At 60.7% G+C, this 23560-nt stretch carries 25 protein-coding genes; 11 read left to right on the top strand and 14 right to left on the bottom strand.

Annotated features, from left to right (window positions below):
* Positions 1–29 precede the first annotated feature (29 nt).
* The 3 genes from rlmN to L1069_RS07430 form a co-directional block, all read right to left on the bottom strand.
* A complete protein-coding gene (gene rlmN / locus L1069_RS07440) occupies positions 30–1217 on the bottom strand; it encodes a 23S rRNA (adenine(2503)-C(2))-methyltransferase RlmN (protein ID WP_129372766.1) in 1188 nt (395 codons plus the stop codon).
* A 109-nt stretch (positions 1218–1326) separates the two neighbouring features.
* Positions 1327–1722 (bottom strand): lysozyme inhibitor LprI family protein, encoded by a 396-nt coding sequence (locus tag L1069_RS07435; RefSeq protein WP_134830966.1) that lies wholly within the window; start codon positions 1720–1722, stop codon positions 1327–1329.
* A gap of 102 nt (positions 1723–1824) precedes the next feature.
* Positions 1825–2355: an invasion associated locus B family protein gene (locus L1069_RS07430; RefSeq protein ID WP_129372768.1), complete on the bottom strand. Its 531-nt coding sequence runs from the start codon at positions 2353–2355 to the stop codon at positions 1825–1827.
* A gap of 193 nt (positions 2356–2548) precedes the next feature.
* On the opposite strand from L1069_RS07430, the gene L1069_RS07425 reads away from it, so the two are divergent.
* Entirely contained in the window at positions 2549–3547 is a 999-nt protein-coding gene (locus L1069_RS07425; RefSeq protein ID WP_237455235.1) for an asparaginase, read from the top strand.
* Between the two features lie 36 nt (positions 3548–3583).
* On the opposite strand, the gene L1069_RS07420 is transcribed toward L1069_RS07425, so the two are convergent.
* The 5 genes from L1069_RS07420 to serB all read right to left on the bottom strand — a co-directional run bounded on the left by L1069_RS07420 (position 3584) and on the right by serB (position 6489).
* Positions 3584–3904: a YciI family protein gene (locus L1069_RS07420; RefSeq protein WP_129372770.1), complete on the bottom strand. Its 321-nt coding sequence runs from the start codon at positions 3902–3904 to the stop codon at positions 3584–3586.
* Positions 3905–3937: 33 nt separating this feature from the next.
* Positions 3938–4375 carry an SRPBCC domain-containing protein gene (locus L1069_RS07415; protein WP_129372771.1) on the bottom strand — a complete coding sequence of 146 codons (438 nt, stop codon included), beginning with the start codon at positions 4373–4375 and terminating at the stop codon, positions 3938–3940.
* 13 nt (positions 4376–4388) lie between these two features.
* Positions 4389–4709 (bottom strand): metalloregulator ArsR/SmtB family transcription factor, encoded by a 321-nt coding sequence (locus L1069_RS07410; RefSeq protein WP_237455234.1) that lies wholly within the window; start codon positions 4707–4709, stop codon positions 4389–4391.
* A gap of 137 nt (positions 4710–4846) precedes the next feature.
* Positions 4847–5605 (bottom strand): TSUP family transporter, encoded by a 759-nt coding sequence (locus tag L1069_RS07405; RefSeq protein ID WP_237455233.1) that lies wholly within the window; start codon positions 5603–5605, stop codon positions 4847–4849.
* 8 nt (positions 5606–5613) lie between these two features.
* On the bottom strand, positions 5614–6489 hold the full coding sequence (gene serB / locus L1069_RS07400) for a phosphoserine phosphatase SerB (RefSeq protein WP_237455260.1): 876 nt from the start codon (positions 6487–6489) through the stop codon (positions 5614–5616).
* A 279-nt stretch (positions 6490–6768) separates the two neighbouring features.
* Between serB and L1069_RS07395 the strand changes: the two genes are divergently transcribed.
* The 3 genes from L1069_RS07395 to L1069_RS07385 all read left to right on the top strand — a co-directional run bounded on the left by L1069_RS07395 (position 6769) and on the right by L1069_RS07385 (position 10439).
* Positions 6769–7923 (top strand): phosphoserine transaminase, encoded by a 1155-nt coding sequence (locus tag L1069_RS07395; protein WP_129372775.1) that lies wholly within the window; start codon positions 6769–6771, stop codon positions 7921–7923.
* 98 nt (positions 7924–8021) lie between these two features.
* On the top strand, positions 8022–9617 hold the full coding sequence (serA, locus tag L1069_RS07390) for a phosphoglycerate dehydrogenase (RefSeq protein WP_237455232.1): 1596 nt from the start codon (positions 8022–8024) through the stop codon (positions 9615–9617).
* 93 nt (positions 9618–9710) lie between these two features.
* Positions 9711–10439: a metallophosphoesterase family protein gene (locus L1069_RS07385; RefSeq protein WP_237455231.1), complete on the top strand. Its 729-nt coding sequence runs from the start codon at positions 9711–9713 to the stop codon at positions 10437–10439.
* Positions 10440–10520: 81 nt separating this feature from the next.
* On the opposite strand, the gene tdh is transcribed toward L1069_RS07385, so the two are convergent.
* Positions 10521–11549 carry an L-threonine 3-dehydrogenase gene (gene tdh / locus L1069_RS07380; RefSeq protein WP_237455259.1) on the bottom strand — a complete coding sequence of 343 codons (1029 nt, stop codon included), beginning with the start codon at positions 11547–11549 and terminating at the stop codon, positions 10521–10523.
* A 14-nt stretch (positions 11550–11563) separates the two neighbouring features.
* The gene (locus L1069_RS07375) at positions 11564–12751 is read right to left on the bottom strand and encodes a glycine C-acetyltransferase (RefSeq protein WP_129372778.1); all 1188 of its coding nucleotides are present in this window, start codon (positions 12749–12751) and stop codon (positions 11564–11566) included.
* A gap of 162 nt (positions 12752–12913) precedes the next feature.
* Here L1069_RS07375 and L1069_RS07370 point away from each other — a divergent pair, with 162 nt between their 5' ends.
* Positions 12914–13315 carry a VOC family protein gene (locus L1069_RS07370; RefSeq protein WP_134830960.1) on the top strand — a complete coding sequence of 134 codons (402 nt, stop codon included), beginning with the start codon at positions 12914–12916 and terminating at the stop codon, positions 13313–13315.
* An 85-nt stretch (positions 13316–13400) separates the two neighbouring features.
* Here the strand turns inward: L1069_RS07370 and L1069_RS07365 are convergent, their stop codons facing one another.
* Complete coding sequence (locus L1069_RS07365) at positions 13401–13607, bottom strand: cold-shock protein (protein ID WP_024092327.1); 207 nt, start codon at positions 13605–13607, stop codon at positions 13401–13403.
* A gap of 325 nt (positions 13608–13932) precedes the next feature.
* Positions 13933–14499, bottom strand: coding sequence for an XRE family transcriptional regulator (locus tag L1069_RS07360; protein ID WP_027257153.1), 567 nt, complete (start codon positions 14497–14499; stop codon positions 13933–13935).
* A gap of 173 nt (positions 14500–14672) precedes the next feature.
* Between L1069_RS07360 and L1069_RS07355 the strand changes: the two genes are divergently transcribed.
* Positions 14673–15848 (top strand): acetyl-CoA C-acyltransferase family protein, encoded by a 1176-nt coding sequence (locus tag L1069_RS07355; RefSeq protein WP_237455230.1) that lies wholly within the window; start codon positions 14673–14675, stop codon positions 15846–15848.
* A 100-nt stretch (positions 15849–15948) separates the two neighbouring features.
* Here the strand turns inward: L1069_RS07355 and ubiB are convergent, their stop codons facing one another.
* Together ubiB and ubiE are read right to left on the bottom strand one after the other, a co-directional pair.
* Positions 15949–17478 (bottom strand): 2-polyprenylphenol 6-hydroxylase, encoded by a 1530-nt coding sequence (gene ubiB / locus L1069_RS07350; RefSeq protein ID WP_237455229.1) that lies wholly within the window; start codon positions 17476–17478, stop codon positions 15949–15951.
* 3 nt (positions 17479–17481) lie between these two features.
* Complete coding sequence (ubiE, locus tag L1069_RS07345) at positions 17482–18234, bottom strand: bifunctional demethylmenaquinone methyltransferase/2-methoxy-6-polyprenyl-1,4-benzoquinol methylase UbiE (RefSeq protein ID WP_129372782.1); 753 nt, start codon at positions 18232–18234, stop codon at positions 17482–17484.
* A gap of 86 nt (positions 18235–18320) precedes the next feature.
* On the opposite strand from ubiE, the gene mutM reads away from it, so the two are divergent.
* The 5 genes from mutM (at position 18321) to rarD (ending at position 23555) form a co-directional block, all read left to right on the top strand.
* Positions 18321–19172 (top strand): bifunctional DNA-formamidopyrimidine glycosylase/DNA-(apurinic or apyrimidinic site) lyase, encoded by an 852-nt coding sequence (gene mutM, locus L1069_RS07340; protein ID WP_134830956.1) that lies wholly within the window; start codon positions 18321–18323, stop codon positions 19170–19172.
* Positions 19173–19235: 63 nt separating this feature from the next.
* Positions 19236–20012: an enoyl-CoA hydratase gene (locus L1069_RS07335; protein WP_129372784.1), complete on the top strand. Its 777-nt coding sequence runs from the start codon at positions 19236–19238 to the stop codon at positions 20010–20012.
* A 216-nt stretch (positions 20013–20228) separates the two neighbouring features.
* Positions 20229–20492: a 30S ribosomal protein S20 gene (rpsT, locus tag L1069_RS07330; protein ID WP_027257159.1), complete on the top strand. Its 264-nt coding sequence runs from the start codon at positions 20229–20231 to the stop codon at positions 20490–20492.
* Positions 20493–21045: 553 nt separating this feature from the next.
* Positions 21046–22458: a chromosomal replication initiator protein DnaA gene (dnaA, locus tag L1069_RS07325; RefSeq protein WP_129369208.1), complete on the top strand. Its 1413-nt coding sequence runs from the start codon at positions 21046–21048 to the stop codon at positions 22456–22458.
* A gap of 194 nt (positions 22459–22652) precedes the next feature.
* Positions 22653–23555 carry an EamA family transporter RarD gene (gene rarD / locus L1069_RS07320; RefSeq protein ID WP_237455228.1) on the top strand — a complete coding sequence of 301 codons (903 nt, stop codon included), beginning with the start codon at positions 22653–22655 and terminating at the stop codon, positions 23553–23555.
* Positions 23556–23560: the final 5 nt, after the last annotated feature.

Below are 23560 nucleotides of genomic sequence, written 5' to 3'. Positions count from 1 at the left end.
GACCCTGCCGCGCCGGGGCCGGAGCCGGGTTACTTCAACCCGGTTTCGGCCTCAATCTGCTTGCGGCTTTTGCGGGCGCGCTCGGTCGCCGATTTCAGCTGGCCGCAGGCCGCCATGATGTCATCGCCGCGGGTCTTGCGGATCGGCGAGGCATAGCCTGCCTGATAGACAATATTGGCAAAGGCATGAATACGGTTGTTAGAGGACCGCTTGTACGGGCTGCCTGGCCATTCATTGAACGGGATCAGGTTTATCTTGGCCGGGATATTGTAGCGCTTGATGTGCTCGATCAGACGGTGCGCGTCCGCGTCGGTGTCGTTCACCCCGTCCAGCATCACATATTCAAATGTGATCCGCTCGGAGTTCGACACTTTGGGGTAATCCGCCAGCGCCTGCAGCAGCGTGTCGATGTTCCAGCGTTTGTTGATCGGCACCAGCTTGTCGCGGATCTCGTTGGTGGTGGCGTGAAAGGAAATTGCCAGCAGACAGCCGATTTCTTCGGCGGTGCGGGCAATCTCCGGCACCACGCCTGAGGTCGACAGGGTGATCCGGCGGCGGCTGAGCGAGATGCCCTCGGGATCCATCGCAATCTTCATCGCGTCGCGCACGTTGTCGAAATTGTACAGCGGCTCGCCCATACCCATCAGCACGATGTTCGACAGCAGGCGGGTTTCGTCCTTGGGCGCGCCCGGCACCGGCCATTCTTCCAGATCGTCGCGCGCCATCATCACCTGGCCGACAATCTCGGCCGGGGTCAGGTTGCGCACCAGCTTCTGGGTGCCGGTGTGGCAGAAAGAGCAGGTCAGGGTGCAGCCCACCTGGGAAGAGATACACAGCGTGCCGCGGCCGTCTTCGGGGATATAGACGACCTCGACCTCATGGCCGCCATTGATGCGCACCAGATACTTGCGGGTGCCATCGGTGGAGACCTGTTTGCTCACCACTTCCGGAATGCGGACTTCGAATGTGTCCGCCAGTTCCGCGCGGTAAGCTTTGGCCAGGTTGGTCATATCCGCGAAATCGCGTTTGCCCCATTGATAGATCCACTGCCAGATCTGCCCGACCCGCATCTTGGCCTGCTTTTCCGGTGTGCCATGTTCGATCAGCACCTCGCGCATGCGCTCGCGGGTGAGGCCGACAAGGTTGATCTTGCCGCCCTCGGGATCCTTGCGGGGCAGGGTCAATACGTCCTGGGTGATCGGCGCGCTGGCGGTCATTGGCTTTAGCCTCGGTGCTGGTGGGCGGATGCGGCTCTATATAGGATTCCCGCGGAAGATCAAAAGGAATCCTTGAACACAAGTTTCAGACCGCAGATTTGACCAGTGCCTATTTGGAAAACCGCACCAGTTCCTCGACCCGGGCGCGGCCCAAGGTTGTCCAGCAGGCCCGCGTTGCAATTCCTGCGTCTTCACGTACTGCATGGGCTTCGCCGGCAAAGGCGCAATGCGCAGTCCGGAACGCTTCCCATGCAGTCTGGCTCTGCATCAGTGCAGCTTCAACCGCAGTCCCGCCATTGGTGTTGTCGCGCTCTGCAGCGGCGACCATTGCGGCTTCCAGCGCGTTGAGCAGTGCGGCTTCCACCCCTTCTTCATCGTCCGCCACGCAGGATCCGATTTCCTCGCGGGTTCCAGCGCCGCATTCCAGCGCCGGGTTGGCAAAAGCGGGCGGGAAGAGCAGCGCAACTGCAAGGCAAGCGCACGGGAGACTGGCTGAGTTCGGCATGGCAAGCACCTCCTGCGTAACATGCTACGCCGCTTGCGGACCTCAAACAAGAAAACCCCGGCACGGGCCGGGGTTTGGTGTGTTTCCGCTAGGCAGCCGAAATTACTTGCTGCAACGTTTTTCCGCGTCATCCAAGGCGGCCGTGAAACCCAGCAGCGAGAAGCTGTCCTTGGTTTGGGTGCCCCGGGCGGAGCGCGCGGTCAGCACCGCATTTGCGCCGCGTTTCATGGCGGTGACAATCTTGGCATCATCCGCAGGCGTGGCCGGCCAGGCCCATTCGCCCTCGGTGAACAGTTCGAATTCGGACTCGCCGATGGCCATGTTCACAGTGGAGCCCGGCGCAAAGGGGTAGCCGCCGGTAAAGCTGACTTCGCCCTTGGGGGCATCGCTGCTGCGGAAGGTGACAAACAGCTGGATCTCGCTGCGGCGCACCGCCACGACGCGGCCGTCGCGGGTGTTCACGGTTTCCTTTGGTGCGGAAACCCCCCAGCATTCATTTGGGTTTTCGCCTTCAAAGACGCTCCAGTCCACCTTGGCCGCAACGCGGTTATTCGACGTTGCTTGCGCAGATGCGGTGGTTGCCAATGCTGCCAGACACAGGCCCGCAGCCACGCGGGCAAGTTTCAATGCCATTTGTCCCGACTCCAAGACTGTTCTCTAAACCTCAAATACCAAACAAAGGGTCCGCAGCGTTTCAGCCGCCGTCTGATCCCGATCCCCTCGCTTGCGCTACACAAGCACACTAACGTAACTTGCACCACGGGCGAAAGTGCGTTTTGGCAGGATTTCGCCCAGAATTCTGCACGCAAACATGAGGGGAGATATCATGCCGAAACCTGTGCCCATGGCCGAAGTCTGGCGGGGTCCGCTGCTGGAGAGCCTGCATCTGGGTCATGCCGTCATTTGTGATGACACGGGCAAGGTGGTGCGCAGCTGGGGGGATCCGGATGGGGTGATCTACCCGCGCAGCTCGGCCAAGATGATCCAGGCGCTGCCGCTGATCACCTCCGGCGCTGCCGCGCGCTATGGTTTGACGTCCGAACAGCTGGCGCTTGCCTGTGCGTCCCACAACGGCGCGCATATCCATACCGAGCGGGTGAATACCTGGCTGAATCAGCTGGGCCTTGGCGATGACGACTTCCGCTGCGGCACGCAATTGCCAGACGACATCCCGGCCCGCAATGAGCTGATCAAGACCGACAACAGCCCCTGCCAGGTTCACAACAATTGCTCTGGCAAACACGCGGGCTTTCTGACCCTGACGCAATATCTGGGGGCAGGGGCCGAGTATATCGAAATTGATCACCCGGTGCAGCAGGCCTGTTTGGCGGCGTTTGAGGAAACCACCGGGCAGGATAGTCCCGGCTATGGCATCGACGGCTGCTCAGCGCCGAATTTTGCCACCACCGTATCTGGCCTCGCACGGTCCATGGCTTGGTTTGCCAGTGCTGCAGACCGCTCTGACCGCGCATCGCAAGCGGCGCAGCAGCTGGTCGCGGCAATGATGGCGCATCCCGAATTGGTCGCAGGCGAAACCCGCTGCTGCACCAACCTGATGCGGGCCATGGGCGGTAAGGCCGCGATCAAGACCGGCGCCGAAGCGGTGTTCATCGCGATCCTTCCTGAACAGAAAATGGGTGTAGCCGTGAAGATAACCGACGGCGCCACCCGCGCCAGTGAATGCGCAATTGCCGCGCTGATGGTCAGCCTTGGTGTGCTGGAGGCTGAGCATCCGGAAACCCGCAAATACATGAACAAAACACTTTACAGCCGCCGCGGGCTGGAGTGCGGATCTATCCGCCCGGCAGCCGAACTGCTGTTCTGAAAATAGCTGCCCCGGGCCGGCCCCGGGGCATGCAGCCTACATTTCCATGTCGATGATCTCGGCCACTTCGACTGAACCGTTGCCGCTCACCACCATCGGGCAGCCCTTGGCCATTTCGCAGGCAGCATCCTGGTCGGCCGCTTCGACCACCGTGTAGCCCGAAAGCGGATTGGCGCCGCCATTGTCCACGACCCCTCCGGCGCTGACGGTTTTGGACATGCCAACCGGCGCTCCGGGGATCTTCAGTGCTTCGCCCATCGACCCCATCCAGTTCTTCCAGGCCTCCATCTCCTTGGCGCCTTCTGCTTCGCTCTCGGGCTTCTTGCCGCCGTGATAGGCAAAAATGAACTGTGGCATAGATCTTCTCCCTTGGTTGCGATGAATTCCTGTTCAGGGGCTTTCGGCCAGTTGCGCCTCCAGCTTACGCAGGGTCGAGGTCCAGCCCTGTTCGTGGCGCGATGCAATCTCACTGCCGTCCAGATCCCGGTGGTCAATCAGCAGCATGGCGCCGTTTTCGGTGGCAGAAATTGTAAAGGTCACATGGCTTTCGGCACCGCGGGTTCCGTCCTCCTCGTGCCAGGCCCAGGTGAAGCCGACGGATTTCGGCCCATCCACATGGGTCACTTGGCCCGAGACATGAAACCGCTGGCCGTCACTGTTCTGCATGACGGAATACCAAGGGCCGGTGCGGCTCAGGTCCAGATCATGTTCCGGGATATGCACCCCCTCCGGGCCCCACCACTTCAGCAGCTTGTCCGGGGTGGTCACCCAGGCGAACAGCTTTTCCGGACTGACAGGAAACACCCGTTGCAGCTGCAGATCACTCATGCGGTTTCCTCCATCAGGTGTCATCTGCCATTAAAGCCGCCTCCAGCCGGTCCAGACCGCCCTCCCAGAAGGCGCGCCGGGACTGGGTCCAATCGGCAATCATCCGCAGGCCTTCGGGCCGGGCGGAGTAAAGCCGCTTGGTGCCATCGGCGCGCTGGGTGACCAGCCCGGCCTCGCGCAGCACCTTCAGATGGCGCGAGATCGCAGGTGCGGAAATGCCCGCACCCGGTGCCAGATCGCCTGCAGGCAGCTCGCCTTTTGCAATCAGCTGGTCGACGATCGACATACGGGTTTCATCCGACAACGCGGCAAATGATTTCAGAATCGGTATCATATCTCTTATTATCACTTTTGTTAATTAAGTGTCAGGTTAAAAATTTGATAGTAGACATATGGGTGCAATAGACCCGTATTCAGCATTTCAAAACCGCGCGGCCCAAAGCCCGGCGCCGGCAGGTGCGGGTCAGCAGATCACCGCATGTCCCAAAGAAGTTTCGCTGCCAGCGTAATTGAAGTCAGTACCAGCAGCGGCTTGATCAGCTTCGCGCCTTGCTTCTTTGCAAGCCCGGCCCCTGCACGCGCGCCGGCAATCTGCGCCAGACCCATCAGCAGGCCGGTGATCCACCAGGGGGTGGCAAAAAAGGAAAAGGCAACAAGCCCGCCCGCATTGGAGGCAAAGTTCAGCAGTTTGGTATGGGCCGTGGCCTTGAGGATGCCATAACCGGCAAGGGAGACAAAGGCGAGCATGTAGAAACTGCCTGCCCCCGGCCCCAGCAGCCCGTCATAAGCGCCGCACAAGGGAACTATTGTTGCGGCAAACAGGGCAGGCGATAGGCGGCGCTGCCGGTCTAGATCATCCAGCCCTTTCTTGACCGCAAAGAAAACAGCGATGGCTATCAGCAGCACCGGCAGGAACAGGCGGATCCACTGGGTGGGCAGGAAGGTCACCAGAAAGGCGCCCGCGAGAGACGCGGCAAAGGCGATCAGCGCAGGTTTACGCTGCGATTTCAGATCAACGTGTCCAGCCCGGGCATAGCTGGCCGCTGCAGTCGCCGCTCCGAACAGCCCCTGGATCTTGTTCGTCGCCAAGGCTGTGACCGGGCTGGCCCCCGCCAGCAGCAGTACAGGCAATGTCACCAATCCGCCGCCACCGGCAAGCGCGTCAATGAAACCCGCAACAAATCCGGCCGCCAGCAACAGCAGCAGGGTTTCGATCCCCACTTCAAGCATGTGATTGATCAGCCTTTGAAATCGTCGCGACCGTAGCCCTGGATGTACAGCAGCGCAGTCAGGTCACCGTGGTTGATGCGGATGTCGCATTCCGCCGCGACCGAAGGTTTGGCATGCAGCGCCACCCCGGCGCCTGCGCGTTTCAGCATCCCCAGATCATTGGCGCCGTCACCAACCGCAATGACATCCGCCTCGCCAATCCCCAGCCGGGCGGTTATCTGCTCCAGGGCCTCCACCTTGGCTTCCCGGCCCAATATCGGCCGGCCTGCCTCTCCGGTCAGCTTGCCGTCTTCCACGGTCAGGGTATTGGCGCGGTTTTCGTCAAACCCCAGCTCTGCCGCCACCTGTGCGGTGAACGCCGTGAACCCGCCCGACACCAGCGCCGCATAAGCGCCCTCTGCCTTCATCGTGGCCAGCAAATGCCTGCCGCCGGGCATGTAAGTGATGCGCTCGGCCAGCACCTTGCCGATCACCGTTTCCGGCAGGTCTTTCAGCAGCCCGACCCGCTCGGTCAGCGCGCCTTCAAAATCCAGCTCGCCGTTCATTGCCCGTGCGGTGATATCCTTGACCCGTGCGCCAACGCTCGCTTCTTCTGCCAGCTCGTCAATGCACTCCTGCTGGATCATGGTGGAGTCCATATCGGCCAGCAGCATCTTCTTCTTGCGCCCGGCGCTGGGCTGAATGACCAGATCCACGCCCAGCTTCTGCAGGTCCTCCCAGACGTTCCACCGGTTGTCCGGCATCTGCTTCAGTGAAAACTCAGCCGCTGCGCCCGGCGCCAGCCAGACGGCCTCGCCACCGCCCCAGGCATTGCGCAGTGATTCGATCAGCGCAGGTTCCAGAACCGGGCGGTCAGGATTGCAAAGCAGGGTGGCAGCAAACATCGGCAGGCTCCGTTTCATCGGGGTTCGTCTTGTCATAACGGCACGCCGCGGGATCGGCCAGCCTGCTCGATGCTGTGAAAAACAGGGGGCGTTATAAGGCGGGCCGCCAGCAGCGAATTCGGGACGCCTGTTTCCGATGGTGGAAAAACGTGTCGCAAAAAGAGTGTGTATGGCCGTATTTCCCCGACTTTCCTGTTGCATGCCGCGCTGCAGCGCCCTAGCTCTGGTGGCGGGACACCCCTCCCCAACGAGGGGCGCTTATCTGGAAGGATAGCATTGATGGCTATTGCACAACCGGCATCGCGGCCGGCCAATCCGCGTTTTTCTTCTGGCCCCTGTGCCAAACCTCCTGTGTTTGATGTTGCCAAACTTGCCGGTGCGCCGCTGGGCCGGTCGCATCGTGCGGCAGTGGGCAAGGAGCGCCTGAAGGCGGCGATCGAAGGCACCCGCGAAATTCTGAACATCCCTGCTGACTACAAGATCGGCATTGTCCCGGCGTCGGATACCGGCGCTGTTGAGATGGCAATGTGGAACCTGCTGGGTGCCCGCGGCGTCGAGATGCTGGCCTGGGAAAGCTTCGGTTCTGGCTGGGTCACCGACGCGGTGAAGCAGCTGAAACTGGACGCCACCGTCAAGACCGCCGATTACGGCCAGATCGTGGACCTCGCCTCTGTCGATTTCTCCAATGACGTCGTTTTCACCTGGAACGGCACGACCTCCGGCGTGCGGGTTCCCAACGGCAACTGGATCCCGGCGGACCGCGAAGGACTGACCATCTGCGATGCCACATCGGCAGCCTTTGCGCAGCGCCTGCCCTGGGATAAACTGGATGTGACCACTTTCTCCTGGCAGAAGGTGCTGGGCGGCGAAGCGGCGCACGGCATGATCATCCTTTCCCCCCGCGCTGTCGAACGGCTGGAAAGCTACACCCCCGCCTGGCCGCTGCCGAAGATCTTCCGCCTGACCAAGGGCGGCAAGCTGATCGACGGCATTTTCCAGGGCGCCACCATCAACACTCCCTCGATGCTGGCGGTTGAGGATTACCTGCTGGCGCTGGACTGGGCGCGCTCGGTTGGCGGTATGGAAGGCCTGCGCGAACGCGCCTATGCCAACCTCGCCGCAGTGCAAAGCTTTGTGCAGGACAATCCCTGGATCGCGTTCCTGGCTGAACAGCCGGAATACCGCTCCAACACCAGTGTTTGCCTCAAGTTCACTGATGAGCGCATCCAGGACGGTGCAGCGTTTGCCAAAGCCGTGGCCAAACGGCTGGAAAATGAAGGCGCAGCCTATGACATCGGCGCCTATCGCGACGCGCCTGCGGGCCTGCGGATCTGGTGCGGCGGCACGGTTGAAACCACTGATGTGGCTGCGCTGATGCCTTGGATCAAATGGGCCTTCGAGGCTGAGATCGCCCTCCAGACTGAAGCCGCCTGAATTCGGCTCTGCTCCGGGGCGCATGCCCCGGATCCCCCAAGGGGGGACCCTTCACAATATCAGGCCGCACAGGCCCCCGTATGAAAAGGACCACAAATATGGCTCCCAAAGTCCTCATCTCTGATAAACTGTCCGAAGCTGCCGTGCAGATCTTCCGCGACCGCGGCATCGACGTCGATTTCCTGCCCGATGTGGGCAAGGACAAGGAAAAACTGGCGGAAATCATCGGCCAGTATGACGGCCTGGCGATCCGCTCGGCGACCAAAGTGACCGAAAAGATCCTGGAGAGTGCCGCAAACCTCAAGGTGATCGGCCGCGCCGGCATCGGCACTGACAACATCGACAAAGAAGCCGCCTCCAAGCGCGGTGTCATTGTGATGAACACGCCCTTCGGCAACATGATCACCACCGCCGAACACGCCATCGCCATGATGTTCGCAACCGCTCGCCAGCTGCCCGAGGCCTCCGCTTCCACCCATGCCGGCAAGTGGGAGAAGTCCAAGTTCATGGGCACCGAACTGACCGCCAAGACCCTGGGTGTGATCGGCGCCGGCAACATCGGCGGCATCGTCTGCGACCGCGCCCGCGGCCTCAAGATGAAGGTGGTGGCCTATGACCCTTACCTGAGCACTGAGAAAGCCGACAAGATGGGCGTCGAAAAGGTGGAGCTGGACGAGCTGCTGTCCCGTGCCGATTTCATCACCCTGCATGTGCCGCTGACCGATCAGACCCGCAACATCCTGTCCAAGGAAAACCTGGAGAAGACCAAGAAGGGCGTGCGCATCATCAACTGCGCCCGCGGCGGCCTGGTGGACGAAGGCGCGCTGGCAGAATTGTTGACCTCCGGCCATGTGGCGGGTGCGGCCTTCGACGTGTTCTCGGTGGAACCGGCCAAGGAAAACGCGCTCTTCGGCCTGCCCAACGTGGTCTGCACTCCGCATTTGGGTGCCGCCACGACCGAGGCGCAGGAAAACGTCGCTCTGCAGGTGGCTGAGCAGATGTCCAACTACCTGCTGACCGGCGCGGTGGAAAACGCGCTCAACATGCCCTCGGTGACGGCGGAAGAAGCCAAGGTCATGGGCCCCTGGATCAAGCTGGCCGATCACCTGGGCAGCTTCGTTGGCCAGATGACGGATGAACCGATCAAGGCGATCAACATCCTCTATGACGGTGCCGCTTCGGAGATGAACCTGGACGCGCTGAACTGTGCGGTGATTGCCGGTATTATGAAACGCGCCAACCCCGAGGTGAACATGGTGTCCGCCCCGGTGGTCGCCAAGGAGCGCGGCATCCAGATATCGACCACAAACCAGGACAAATCCGGCACCTTCGACGGCTATGTCAAGGTGACCGCAGTGACCTCCAAGCGCGAACGCTCGGTGGCTGGCACCGTGTTCTCCGATGGCAAGCCGCGGTTTATCCAGATCAAGGGCATCAATATCGAGGCCGAGGTCGGTGCGCATATGCTGTACACCACCAACGAGGACGTGCCTGGCATCATCGGCACCCTGGGCCACACCCTGGGTGAAAGCGATGTGAACATTGCCAACTTCACCCTGGGCCGCTCCGAAGCTGGCGGCGAAGCCATCGCACTGCTTTATGTAGATGACGAAGTGCCCGCCGAGGTCCGCGCCAAACTGGCCGAAACCGGGCTGTTCAACCAGGTCAAGCCGCTGGCATTCGATGTAGCCTAAGTGCTGAAGACGTAACTGGTTCAATCAGGAACGCCGCCCGGTTATAAGGGCGGCGTTTTCTTATCCGGGCTTCTTCAATCATAGGACTATGCCATGACCGCCCCCCTTTACGCGATCGGTGACATTCACGGCCAGCTTGCCATGCTGGAGGAGGCTTTGGCCCGGATCGAGGCCGACGGCGGCCCGGACGCACGGGTTGTCTTTCTGGGCGATTACACAGACCGCGGCCCGGACAGCCGCGGGGTGATCGAACGGTTGATCGCAAGCCAGGAGGAGGGCCGGGACTGGATCTGCCTGAAGGGGAACCACGACCGGATGTTTGAATGGTTCATGGAGGACATTCCGCGCCATGACCCGCATCTTCTGATCGGCTACCACTGGCTGCATGAGCGGATCGGCGGCACTGAAACCCTTGCCAGTTACGGGCTGACATTCAAGGACCGCACCCGGCTCGACGATTTGCATGCACAAGCCAAAGAGGTGATTCCCCTGCGTCACGCAGAATTCCTGCGCAGCCTCACGCCCCTCTACGAGACGCCTGATCTGGCCTTTGTGCACGCCGGAATCGTTCCCGGTGTACCGCTGGCCCGGCAGAAAGAGAACGATCTGGTCTGGATCCGGCAGCCGTTCCATGACCACACTGGTAAGCACCCGAAACTGATTGTGCATGGCCATACACCAGTGGACTGCCCCAGCCATTACGGCAACCGCATCAACCTGGACAGCGGCGCCGGCTACGGCCGCCCGCTCAGTGCCGCCATCTTCGAAGGCCGCAACTGCTGGCAGCTCACGGAAAACGGCCGCCAGCCGCTGATCCCTTAGTTTTCCCTTCTTCTTCGGGCTCAAAATGTCCTGGGGGTGATCGCCAGCGGCGCGAGGGGGCAAAGCCCCCTCAACCAATCCTCAGCCCCAGTCCAGCACTACCTTGCCGCTGGACCCGGATTTCATCGCCGCAAAACCCTCGGCAAAGTCATCGACGCCAAAGCGGTGGGTTATGACCCGGCTCACATCCAGCCCGTTCTGCAACATCGCGATCATCTTGTACCAGGTCTCGAACATTTCGCGCCCATAGACGCCCTTGATGGTGACAGCCTTGAACACGATGCGCGACCAGTCGACCGGCGATTTTCCCGGCGGAATGCCCAACAGGGCAATCTTGCCGCCCATCACCAGCGCTTCGACCATCTGATCCAATGCCGCTTGCGAGCCGGACATTTCCAGCCCGACATCAAACCCCTGTTTCAGGCCCAACTCGCGCACCACATCCTGCAAGTCTTCCTGCGCCACGTTCACCGCGCGCACTGCCGGAACCACATGTTCCGCCAGTGTCAGGCGGTCCGGGTTGATATCGGTGATCACCACATGGCGCGCGCCGGCATGTTTCGCCACCGCCGCCGCCATGATGCCAATGGGGCCTGCGCCGGTAATCAGCACGTCTTCACCCAGCAGATCAAAGCTGAGCGCCGTATGCACAGCATTGCCCAAAGGGTCCAAAATGGCGCCGATCTCATCCGGGATTTCCTCCGGCAGCGGCACCACGTTAAAGGCCGGGAGTTTCAGATACTGGGCAAAGGCGCCTTGCTCATTCACCCCGATGCCGCGGGTTCCGGGATCCAGATGGAATTTGCCGGCGCGGCTCTGGCGCGAGTCCGTCTTGATCAGATGCCCCTCGCCGGAGCAGCGCTGCCCCAAGGCCAAATCGGTGACATTGCGCCCGATCTCGACGATTTCGCCCGCAAATTCATGCCCGGTAATCATTGGCACCGGCACGGTGTGCGAGGCCCACTCATCCCAGTTCCAGATGTGGATGTCGGTGCCGCAGATGCCGGTCTTCCTGATCTTGATCAGCACTTCGTCCGGGCCGATCTCCGGCACCGGCGCCTGAACCATCCACAGACCTTCCTGCGGATGGCTCTTCTCCAGCGCCTTCATCGTGTTCGGCCGGCTCATGACACAATCCCCAATTCCTTGCCGACCTTGCCAAAGGCGGCCAATGCCCGGTCCAGCTCATCCCGCGTCAGCGCCGCATTCATCTGGGTGCGGATCCGCGCCTGACCGCGCGGCACGACGGGGAAGAAGAAGCCGGAGACATAGACGCCCTCGTCAAACAGCCGCGCCGCCATATCCTGCGCCAGCTGCGCCTCTCCCAGCATCACCGGGATGATCGGATGCTCACCCGGCAACAGGTCAAAGCCGAGGTTTTCCAAGCCCGCCCGCCAGTACTTCGCATTCTCGAACAGCTGCGCCCGCAGCCCGTCCCCTTCTTCGACCAGCCGGATCGCTTCCAGCCCGGCAGCAACAATTGATGGCGGCAGCGAATTGGAGAACAAATAGGGCCGCGCCCGCTGCCGCAGCAGGTCGATCACTGGCTGCGGCCCGGCGATGTAACCGCCGATGGCCCCCCCAAGTGCTTTGCCCAATGTCCCGGTGACGATATCCACGTCCACCCCGAAATGCTCCGGCGTGCCGGCTCCCGTTGCGCCCATAAAGCCGGTTGCGTGGCAGTCATCCACCATCACCACAGCATCGTATTTATCCGCCAGCGCCCGGATCTCCGGCAGCTTGGCCAGATACCCGTCCATCGAGAACACCCCGTCGGTGGCAATCATGATGTGCCGCGCCCCGTCCTCGCGCGCCTGTTTCAGCCAGGCCTCCAGATCGTTCATGTCGCTGTTCAGATAGCGATAGCGTTTGGCCTTGCACAGGCGTACCCCGTCGATGATCGACGCATGGTTCAGCGAGTCCGAGATAATCGCATCCTCCGGCCCCAGCAGCGGCTCGAACAGCCCGCCATTGGCATCGAAACAGGCGGCAAACAGGATTGCGTCATCCTTGCCGAGGAATTTGGCCAGCCGCTGCTCCAGCTCCCGGTGAATGTCCTGGGTGCCGCAGATGAACCGGACTGAGGCCATGCCGAATCCTTTTGGCTCCATCGCGTCTTTGGCGGCGTTGATGAGGGCAGGGTGGTTGGCCAGACCCAGATAGTTGTTGGCGCAGAGGTTGATCACCTCGCGGCCGCCAACCGTGATCCCGCCCGCTTGGGGGGAGGTGATCATTCGCTCACGTTTGTACAGTCCCTCAGCCTCGATCTGGGCAAGCGTATTGGAGATGTCGGTCAGAAATGCGTTGGACATGAGCTGGCTCCCTGGGTGTCTCGAGTCGCGTGTCTATCATAGCGGATGCGTTTCCGAAATACAGGATTTCAGTATGGCGGAAAAAATTCCGTGAAACCGGATTTGAAGGCTGAAATTCCACCCGGCCGGACTATCTCATCCCAAAACAGGGAGGAAACAGTCATGGCACGCATCACGGGTATCGGCGGAGTCTTCATCAAGGCGCGCGGCGGCGCCACTGAGCTGGCAGAATGGTACCGCGACCATCTGGGGCTGGAGCTGGCGGATTTCGGCGGCGCCGTCCTCAAGTGGCAGGATGACAAGGCCGGCGACGGCGGCCTCACCGTATGGGCCGCTGCTGATCAGCACGGGACTTGGTTCGATCCCAGTACCTCGGGCTTTATGATTAACTACCGGGTTGATGACATGGACGGCATGGTTGCACAGCTGACGGCCGCAGATATTCCCATTCTGAAAGGGCCTGACGCCCATGAGAATGGCCGCTTTGCCTGGATCATGGACCCGGAAGGCAACAAGGTGGAGCTGTGGGAGCCTGCGCCTTGGGATGACAAAAACAAGGGCTGACTGTCCCTTTGTGTCCGAATGGCAGGCACAAAAAAACGCGGCCCCTTTGCAGGGACCGCGTTTCAGAACTGCTAAGCTTAAAAGCTTATGCCAGCGCCAGGTTCACAGCCGACTCGCGGCCGTCACGGCCGGGCTCGATGTCGAAAGTGACTTTCTGGTTGTCCGCCAGGCCGGTCAGGCCGGAACGCTCAACAGCGGAGATGTGCACGAACACATCTTTGCTGCCGCCGTCGGGTGCGATGAAGCCGAAGCCTTTAGTGGTGTTGAACCATTTTACGGTGCCGGTGGCCATATCCGTAGTCTCCTAATAATTGCTGCCCGCGGAAGTGCGGCAGCCTGGCGTAGTCGGTCTGGATCGAGAGACTGAAAACGCCGCAAAGCGGGAGACAGTGGATCGACAAGAATAACGTTAGCGATCCACATATGGTCCGATGCCGTGAGTCTTTCAAGGGCTTTGTTCCGGAAAGGTGGAGAGAGGGGCTTTCTTGCCGGTGCGTTTACGCCGGTTCAGCTAAAAAGATCCGGCTCAAACCCGAACTCTCCCGCCTGTGTGAAAGGTCTGCCAATGCCTGGATTGATATTGAAACAACGGGTGCAGCCGGGCTTGAGGGCATACCTCAAGCGGTTTTCACAATAAGAAACACCCGCGCCGGCCCCTCGGGGGCGGTGACCGAATGCGCAACATCAGCGGCATAACGGGCAGTGTCGCCTGTTTGCAGCAAGTTGTTGGCATTGCCCGAAGAAAGTGCGATTTCGCCTTCTAGAACGGTCAACTGCTCCACTGTGCCGCGGGTGTGGGGCTGGCTGATCAGTGCACCGCCCTTGTCGAAACGGATATCATAGACCTCGTGCCCGCCGGCGTCCTCTGGCGGCGACAGAATGCGGATTCGGCATCCTTGGCCCATATTCTCGATCTTGGGCACATCTGTTGCGCGCAGAACCTCAATCCGGTCTTTCATGTCCCCTGTTTCCAGCAGCCCGGCAAAATCCACCTGCAGCGCACGGGTCAGGTTCCACAGTGTTGCGATGGTGGGGGAGCTTTCGCCGCGCTCAATCTGGCTTACCATGGAACGGCTGACGCCAGAGAGATTCGCCACCGCCTCCAGGCTCAGCCCTTGGGTGCGGCGGGCCTCTTTCAGGCGGGCGGGCAGCAGGGTCAGGATATCGTCTGTGTTTTCCGTCATGACGGATTCTCTGCGCCGTCAGGCAGGATTTGTCAAATCCTGCGGTATTTCGGAATGTTGCGCAGTGGCGGTGCACGGGGAGTTACGCGGCGTTTCCATGACGGCACGTCCCGGCAGACAGGGTCATGCTGCGGGCGCATAATGGCGGCAACGCAGGAGTGAGGAGAAAGACAATGACTGATATCGTGATTCTGGACGGCGCCCGCACCGCCATCGGCACATTTGGCGGCGCGCTGGCAGGTACTGCACCGATTGATCTGGCCACAACCGTATCAAAAGCAGCACTGGAGCGCTCTGGCGTTGAGGGCGGGCAAATCGGCCACGCCGTATTCGGCCACATCATCAACACCGAGCCGCGCGACATGTACCTGAGCCGGGTTGCAGCGATGCAGGCGGGGGTGCCTGATGCGGTGCCCGCGATGAACGTGAACCGGCTTTGCGGTTCCGGCGTGCAGGCAATTATATCAGCCTTTCAATCTCTTGCTATGGGCGATGCGGAGTTCGCGCTGGCCGGCGGCGCCGAAAACATGTCGCGCAGCCCCTATATCCTCCAGCAAAGCCGCTGGGGGGCGAAGATGGGTGATGTAAAGTCGCTCGACATGATGCTGGGGGCGTTGAACTGCCCGTTCGGCACAGGCCATATGGGGGTTACAGCCGAGAACGTCGCCGATGAGCACGGAATTACCCGCGCCCAGATGGATGAATTTGCCGTCACCAGCCAGACCCGGGCGGCGGCAGCAATCGAGGCCGGGCATTTCAAATCGCAGATCGCGCCGGTTGAGGTGAAGGTCAAGCGCGACATGGTGCCGTTCGAGGTGGACGAGCACCCCAAAGCCACCACTCTGGATGTTCTGGGCGGGCTTAAAGCGGTGTTCCAGAAAGACGGCCGGGTTACCGCCGGCAATGCCAGCGGGATCAACGATGGTGCGGCGGCGGTAGTGCTGGCCACGGCCTCCGCCGCAGAAAAGGCGGGCCTGAAACCCAAGGCGCGGATCCTGGGCTATGCCCATGCCGGTGTGCGTCCCGAGGTGATGGGGATCGGCCCGGTTCCTGCGGTGCGTAACCTGTTCGAAAAGACCGGCCTGTCGGCGGGCGATTTCGACGTCATTGAATCGAACGAGGCTTTTGCCTCGCAGGCGCTGGCGGTGAACAAGGAACTGGGGCTGGACCCTGCCCGGGTGAACCCGAACGGCGGAGCGATTGCCCTGGGCCATCCGGTGGGGGCAACCGGCGCTATCATCACCTTGAAAACGCTTTATGAATTGGAGCGGATCGGCGGATCGAAAGGTCTGATCACGATGTGCATCGGCGGTGGTCAGGGCATCGCATTGGCAATCGAGCGGCTGTAAAAGAAAGCGAAGGGGGCGCTGCCCCCTCGCGCCTTGCGGCGCTCACCCCTGGGGTATTTCAGACCAGAAAGAAGACCGTGCCGTTGGGGCGTTTGCACGCTCACAGCAGCAGGGCAACAACGGCACAGAGGCTTGCTCCGCCGGCTGCGCCTAGAACAGCCGGGGTTACCCAGCTGTTCAGCGTGCGTTTTTGTGTCCCGTTCTGCGCTGCTTGTGCGATCAGCGCCTGTTCCACCAGCGCGGGCAGCCGGGGGCCAAACCGGGCCATCACCTTGGCGGTGTCCAATAGGTCGGAAACCACGGCGCGCGGGCCGATGGACTTCTTGATGTAATCCTCGACCACCGGCTGGGCGGCTTCCCAGATGTTGATATGCGGATCCAGCGAGCGGGCGACGCCTTCGACCACCACCATGGTACGTTGCAGCAGGATCAGCTCGGTGCGGGTTTCCATGCCGAAACGCTCTGTGACTTCAAACAGATAGTTCAGCAGCCGCCCCATGGAGATCTGCGAGGCATCCATGCCGAAGATCGGCTCTCCCACCGCGCGCAAGGCGCGGGCGAATTCATCCACATCGTGGGAGGCGGATACATAACCGGCCTCGAAATGCACTTCGGCGACGCGTTTGTAGTCGCGTTTGATGAAACCATAGAGGATCTCGGCGTAGACCCGGCGGGTGTACTCATCAATGTGGCCCATGATGCCGAAGTCGTAGGCGATAATGTCACCGTTTGCCGCGACCTTCATGTTGCCCTGATGCATGTCGGCGTGGAAAAAACCATCGCGCAGTGCGTGGCGGAGAAACAGTGAAAGCACCCGGTCGGCCAGCACCCGGCGGTCATGGCCCGCTGCATCCAGCGCGTCATTGTCACCCAGCGCAACGCCGTCCGCCCAGCCCATCGTCATTACCCGGCGGGCGGAATAGCCCCAGCGGATCTCAGGCAGCTGGAAACCTTCGTCATTCACTGTATTGGCGGCAAATTCCGAGGCGGCGGCGCTTTCCAGGCGCAGGTCCAATTCCCCTTGCACCACGCCGTCGAAATGCTCGATCACGTCCATCGGTTTCAGGCGGCGGGCACCGGGCGCAAAAAGATCGGCTATACGGGCAGCGAAGTAAAAGGCGTCCACATCCTTGTTGAAGGCGCGCTCAATACCGGGCCGCAGTATCTTGACGGCCACTTCATCGCCGGAGTCCGCCAGGGTGGCCCGGTGCACCTGCGCAATGGAGGCCGCGGCGATGGGGTCGCTGAACTCCGAGAAAACCTCTGAGACCGGGCGGCCCAGTTCTTTTTCCACTTCGGCCAGCGCCTCGGCGCGGGAGAACGGCGGCAGCTTATCCTGCAGCACCCGCAATTGGCGGGCGAGATCCTTGCCCACCACATCGGGCCGGGTCGAAAGAACCTGCCCGAATTTGATATAGGCAGGCCCCAGGGCGTTCAGCGCGCGGGTTTCGGGCGGCATCGCGGGATCGCCCTTGTAGCCCAGCCATTTGAAAGGCCAGCCCAGGGTGCGGGCGAGGATACGCAGGGGCCTGGGGGCCTCAAACGCCTCCAGCACCGAATGCATGGCGCCGGTGCGCTCGAAAGTGGCGCCTGTGCGGATCAGGCGCAGAATGTTGTGGGGACCGCGCATAGGTCAGATCTTCCAGCCGGAATGCAGGGCGGCGATGCCCAGCGACAGGTTGCGGTACTTGGCGTTTTCAAAGCCTGCTTTGCGCAGCATTCCGAGGAAAGTCTCCTGATCGGGGAAGTTGCGGATCGATTCCACCAGATACTGGTAGCTGTCGTAATCGCCGGCAATCATTTGCCCCATCCGCGGAATCACATTGAAGGAGTAGAGGTCATAAAGCTTTTGCAGCCCGTCATTCGGCAGCTGCGAGAACTCCAGCACCATCAGCCGCCCGCCGGGGCGCAGCACCCGGTAAGCCTCGTTCAGGGCCTCCTGCGGGCGGGTTACGTTCCGGATGCCGAAGGAGATCGTGTAGACGTCGAAAGTGTTGTCCTTGAATGGCAGCTTCATCGCATCGCCGGTGACCCAGTCGAGGCTGTGCGCCATCTGCTCTGCCTCGGCGCGTTTGCGGCCTTCCTCCAGCATCGGGCGGGTAAGGTCGAACACAGTGGAATGACCGGACCCTGCGCGCTTCAGGAAGCGGAAGGAAATGTCGCCGGTGCCGCCCGCCACATCCAAGAGCCGCTGACCGGGGCGCGGCGCCAGCCAGTCCATCATCGCGTCTTTCCAGACCCGGTGGATGCCGACGCTCATCACGTCGTTCATGATGTCGTATTTTGAGGCGACCGAGTTGAAGACCCCCTGCACGCGGCCGGCCTTTTCCTCCTCGCGGACGGTTTCGAACCCGAAATGGGTGGTGTTGTCGCTGCTATCGCTCATGAGGCTTGCCGTTTGCTGAATTCCGCCCTTGTTATAAGGCGCTGGAGGGCAGGCACAATGCGGCCCGTTGGTTCAGGAGGGGTGTAATGCCAGAATTGCCCGAGGTCGAGACAGTGAAACGCGGATTGGCGCCTGCGATGGAGGGGGCGGTGATCACAAATGCGGCTGTGAACCGGCCGGACCTGCGCTGGCCGTTTCCGGAGCGGATGGCCGAGCGGCTGACCGGTGCGCGGGTCAATGGGCTGCGGCGGCGGTCGAAGTACATTCTTGCCGACCTCGATACGGATGAGACATTGCTCATACACCTTGGCATGTCGGGCCGGATGACGGTGTCGGGTGATCCGCTGGGGCAGTTCACGCATGAGCACCCTCAAGCAGTAAAGCACGATCATGTGGTTCTGGATATGGACAACGGCGCCCGCATCACCTTCAACGATCCGCGCCGGTTCGGGGCGATGGATCTGCTGGAGACGGCGACTGCCGAGTCCCACAAACTGCTGGCGGTGCTGGGGCCGGAGCCGCTGGGCAATGATTTTCACGAGGATCATCTGGTTGCCGCCTTCCAGGGTCGCAACACGCCGGTGAAATCTGCATTACTGGATCAGGGAATCATTGCTGGCCTTGGTAACATTTACGTCTGCGAAGCTTTGTTCCGTGCGGGAATTTCGCCACGCCGCAAGGCTGGGCAGATTGCCGCGCATCGGGTTGCGGCGCTGGTTCCGATCATCCGGGAAGTGTTGCAGGATGCCATCCGTGCAGGCGGATCGTCGCTCAAGGATTTTCGGCAAGCCTCTGGTGAACTTGGATATTTTCAACATTCTTTCGATGCTTACGGGCGCGAGGGCGAACCTTGCCGCCGTGCGGGTTGCACCGGGTCAATTGCCAGAATCACTCAGTCCGGACGCTCCACCTTCTACTGTGTAAAGTGCCAAAGATAGCTTGATCAGAGTGCCCCTTTTGGTAAGGACTCGGATTTGAACGGAACAACCGAAAGAGAAATCATGGCCTACGAGACGATCAACGTCGATGTGCAGGACCACGTTTGCCTCATAAAACTGAACCGCCCAGAGGCGATGAACGCGCTCAACAAAGAACTTATCGGTGAGTTGTGCGCCGCTTTGGAGGAGGCCGATGCCAGCGACAAGGTGCGCTGCATCGTTTTGACCGGTTCGGAAAAGGCCTTTGCCGCCGGTGCCGACATCAAAGAGATGTCGGAGATGAGCTTTACCGAAGTGTTCTCCACGAACCTGTTTGCCGATGCCAATGACCGGATCTCTGCCATTCGCAAGCCGGTGATCGCGGCGGTGGCCGGTTATGCGCTGGGCGGCGGCTGCGAGCTGGCGATGCTGTGCGATTTCATTATCGCTGCTGAGACTGCCAAATTCGGCCAGCCTGAGATCAATCTGGGCGTCGTTGCAGGAATTGGCGGCACACAGCGTCTGACCCGGTTTGTGGGCAAGTCCAAATCGATGGATATGAACCTCACCGGCCGCTTCATGAACGCCGAGGAAGCCGAACGCGCCGGCCTGGTGTCGCGCGTGGTGCCGGCCAAGAAGCTGATCGAGGAAGCCACCGCAGCGGCACAGAAGATCGCCGAAAAATCGCTGCTGACAGCGATGGCAGTCAAGGAGACGGTGAACCGCTCTTACGAGCTGCCGCTGAACGAGGGGCTGCTGTTCGAGCGCCGGGTATTCCACTCGATGTTTGCCACCGAAGACCAGAAAGAAGGCATGGCCGCCTTTCTGGAAAAGCGTGAGGCGCAGTTCCGGGACAAGTGAGTCCAGCTTGCGATTAAAGTAACAGGGCGGCGGGCGGATGGGCCCGCCGTTTTGCTTTCCGGGCCAGCGCCCTTGCAATTCTGCACCGGATTGGATAAATGCCGCCCCATACATGCGCGTGCAGCCCGCTCTGGCTAGAATCACACCGGTTTAGTGACCCGGGTTTGGCTGGCATTGCGTCCGATAGAAACAGAACCCGAGATAAGGTCAAACACCATGGCAAATTCGCCCCAGGCCAAGAAGCGCGCACGTCAGAACGAAAAGCGCTTTGCCGTCAACAAAGCCCGTCGTTCGCGCATCCGCACCTACCTGCGTAAAGTTGAAGAAGCTATCGCTTCCGGCGACAAAGAAGCTGCGACCGCAGCTCTGCGCGCTGCTCAGCCCGAGCTGATGCGCGGTGTTACCAAGGGTGTGTACCACAAAAACACCGCTTCCCGCAAAATCTCGCGCCTGTCCGCACGCGTGAAGGCACTGGCCTGAGATTCGCGCTGCTAGGCAAGCTCAAGCAGAGTTGAAAAGTTGTCAGGGCGCTGCAGATTGCAGCGCCTTGTTTTTTTGGAAAACCCTCGGCGGTGTTCTGCAGGCGCGAGAGATTCTTTGTCGCCAAAGGCAGAGTCAACATCATAGTTTCGTTGCTGCCGCCCCCCTCGAATTGCTACCAATAGGACAGCGATTCACTCGCTGGGGGGACAGGCTGCTTGCGGCAATCTTGACGGGCATCAAGGTTGCCAGGTTATCCGGTACAGACGGCACATACGTGCGTTGTTCTGACCGGGATCCACTGCTGTGTTTGGTTTAGGACAGCAGCCTTGTCTCAATTGTGTGCGATACTGTTCGTCACGGCAAATCCGCCGCTTCTTGCGGCTGTTTTTGCTGTTTTGTGCGAACTTTCAGCCTTCGGGTAATGCGGCCACTGCTGGTCCGCACACATAACCCCTGTGCGTGAATGCCTCCCGGGTGGTTGGGGGTAAGATAGAATAGAATTGGCCCGGCCAAGGGGCCGCTGCTTTTTTGGGGACGCGTGAGGCGCAGCATGACAGAAGAAAAATGGGGACAGCTCAGAAACCGGCTGTTGAAGACGGTCGGCCAGAACAATTTCACAACCTGGATTGAGCCATTGGAGTTTGACACCGTGGACGGCGGCGTTGCTGTCTTCAAGGTGCCGACGAATTTCATGGGGAACTATGTCAGCCAGAACTTTGCGGATCTGATTCTGCATGAGCTGGCCATGTCCGGTGAGCCGGTCCAGCGCCTGGCCTTCCGGGTTGCTGCCAACAGCCCGGCACGTCCTGCAGACACCGCCGTAGCGGCTGATGTCTATGGCGGCGCACAGGGTGACGTGGCGGTGATGACAGCACCCGCTGCTGTGCCGGCATCGGCGGGTGGCAAGGACACGCTTGAAGCGCTGCAGGCGGCTCCGCTGGATCCACGCTTTACCTTCGACAGCTTTGTCGTGGGCAAGCCGAACGAACTGGCTCATGCTGCCGCGCGCCGCGTTGGCGAAGGCGGCCCGGTCACCTTCAACCCGCTGGTGCTATATGGCGGCGTTGGTCTGGGTAAGACCCACCTGATGCACGCCATAGCCTGGGAGCTGAAGGAAAAGAACCCGTCGCTCAACGTGCTGTATCTGTCGGCGGAACAGTTCATGTACCGCTTTGTGCAAGCGCTGCGCGAGCGCAAGATGATGGACTTCAAGCACCTGTTCCGCTCCGTCGATGTGCTGATGGTGGATGACGTTCAGTTCATCGCCGGCAAAGATTCCACCCAGGAGGAATTCTTCCACACCTTCAACGCGCTGGTGGATCAGAATAAGCAGATCATCATCTCGGCCGACCGCGCCCCCGGCGAAATCAAGGATCTGGAAGACCGGGTGAAATCCCGCCTGCAGTGCGGCTTGGTGGTGGATTTGCACCCGACCGACTATGAGCTCCGCCTGGGCATCTTGCAGACCAAGGTGGAGCAGCAGCGCAAAACTTATCCGGACCTGTGCATCGCCGCTGGCGTGCTGGAATTCCTGGCACACCGCATCTCGACCAATGTGCGGGTGCTCGAAGGCGCTCTAACCCGCCTGTTCGCCTTTGCCTCGCTGGTAGGCCGCGAGATCGACATGGACCTGACCCAGGACTGCCTGGCCGACGTGCTGCGGGCCTCCGAGCGAAAGATCACTGTCGAGGAGATCCAGCGCAAGGTGTCCGAGTACTACAATATCCGCATGTCCGACATCATCGGCCCCAAGCGCCTGCGTTCTTACGCCCGCCCGCGTCAGGTGGCGATGTACCTGTGCAAGCAGCTGACCAGCCGCAGCTTGCCGGAAATCGGCCGCCGTTTTGGCGGGCGCGACCACACCACAGTCATGCATGGTGTGAAGCGCATCGAGGAGCTGAAGACCACTGACGGCCAGATCGCCGAAGACGTGGAGATGCTGCGCCGGTCGCTTGAAGCCTGACGGGCGGTTTTAGCCCAAACTGCTTGCCCCGATTTGCACTGCGGCCCCGGTTTCCGGGGCCGTTTTGTTGCGTAATGAGTCCGGAAGGGCATGCCGGCGGCCCCATAAAGGCAGCGAATACCCGTTATCACAGAAAACAAAGTTTCAACCCGGTAAAAACCAGCCATAACAGTGTCCTGGACAGGAACTTTCGCATGACACAGCCGGCCTTCGAAAACACAGACACGCCCCGCGGGTTGGCTTTTGCCATTGCGGCCTACCTGATGTGGGGATTTTTGCCGCTTTACATGAAAGCGCTGTCGCACATTCCCGCAGCTGAAGTTGTTTCCCACCGGGTAATCTGGTCAGTGCCCGTCGCTGGGGCGCTTCTGCTCATCCTGCGGCGGACACGGGATCTGCAGGCGGCGCTGAAAAATCCCCGGATGCTGGGCATGGCCTGTATCACTGCGGCGCTGATTTCGGTGAATTGGGGGATCTATGTCTGGTCGATTGCCTCTGGCCGGGCGTTGGACGCGGCTTTGGGCTACTATATCAATCCGTTATTCAGCATTGCCCTGGGCGCCTTCCTGCTGCGTGAGCCGCTCACCAAGGCCCAAATGGCCGCTGTTGCTTTGGCCGCTGCTGCAGTGGTGGTTCTGACGGTCGAAGCCGGCAGCGTGCCTTGGGTCTCAATTGGGCTGACGCTGACTTGGGGGTTTTATGCGTTTTTCAAAAAATCACTGCCGATCGGCCCCAATCAGGGTTTTCTGCTGGAGGTACTGATCCTGCTGTTCCCGGCGCTGGGCTATTTTGCCTATCTTGCTGCGACCGGCAGCGGCAGCTTTGGCGGCTCTTTCAGCGACTCCTTGCTGCTTCTTGGGTGCGGTGTTGTCACCGCGGTGCCGTTGATCATCTATGCCAACGGGGCCAAGCTGGTGCGGCTGTCGACCATGGGAATCCTGCAATACATCGCACCGACTATGATCATGCTGGCTGCGGTACTGCTGTTTGGCGAGGAATTCGGACGTGCCAGGATGATCGCCTTCCCGATGATCTGGGCCGCTTTGGTTATCTACTCGATTCCGATGGTGCGGCAGATGCGCAAACGTCCGGGTTAAGAGGG

It is taken from the genome of Leisingera sp. MMG026 (genome assembly GCF_021654205.1).
In the GTDB taxonomy this organism is placed as follows: domain Bacteria; phylum Pseudomonadota; class Alphaproteobacteria; order Rhodobacterales; family Rhodobacteraceae; genus Leisingera.
This window is presented reverse-complemented; position numbering and strand designations above follow the sequence as displayed.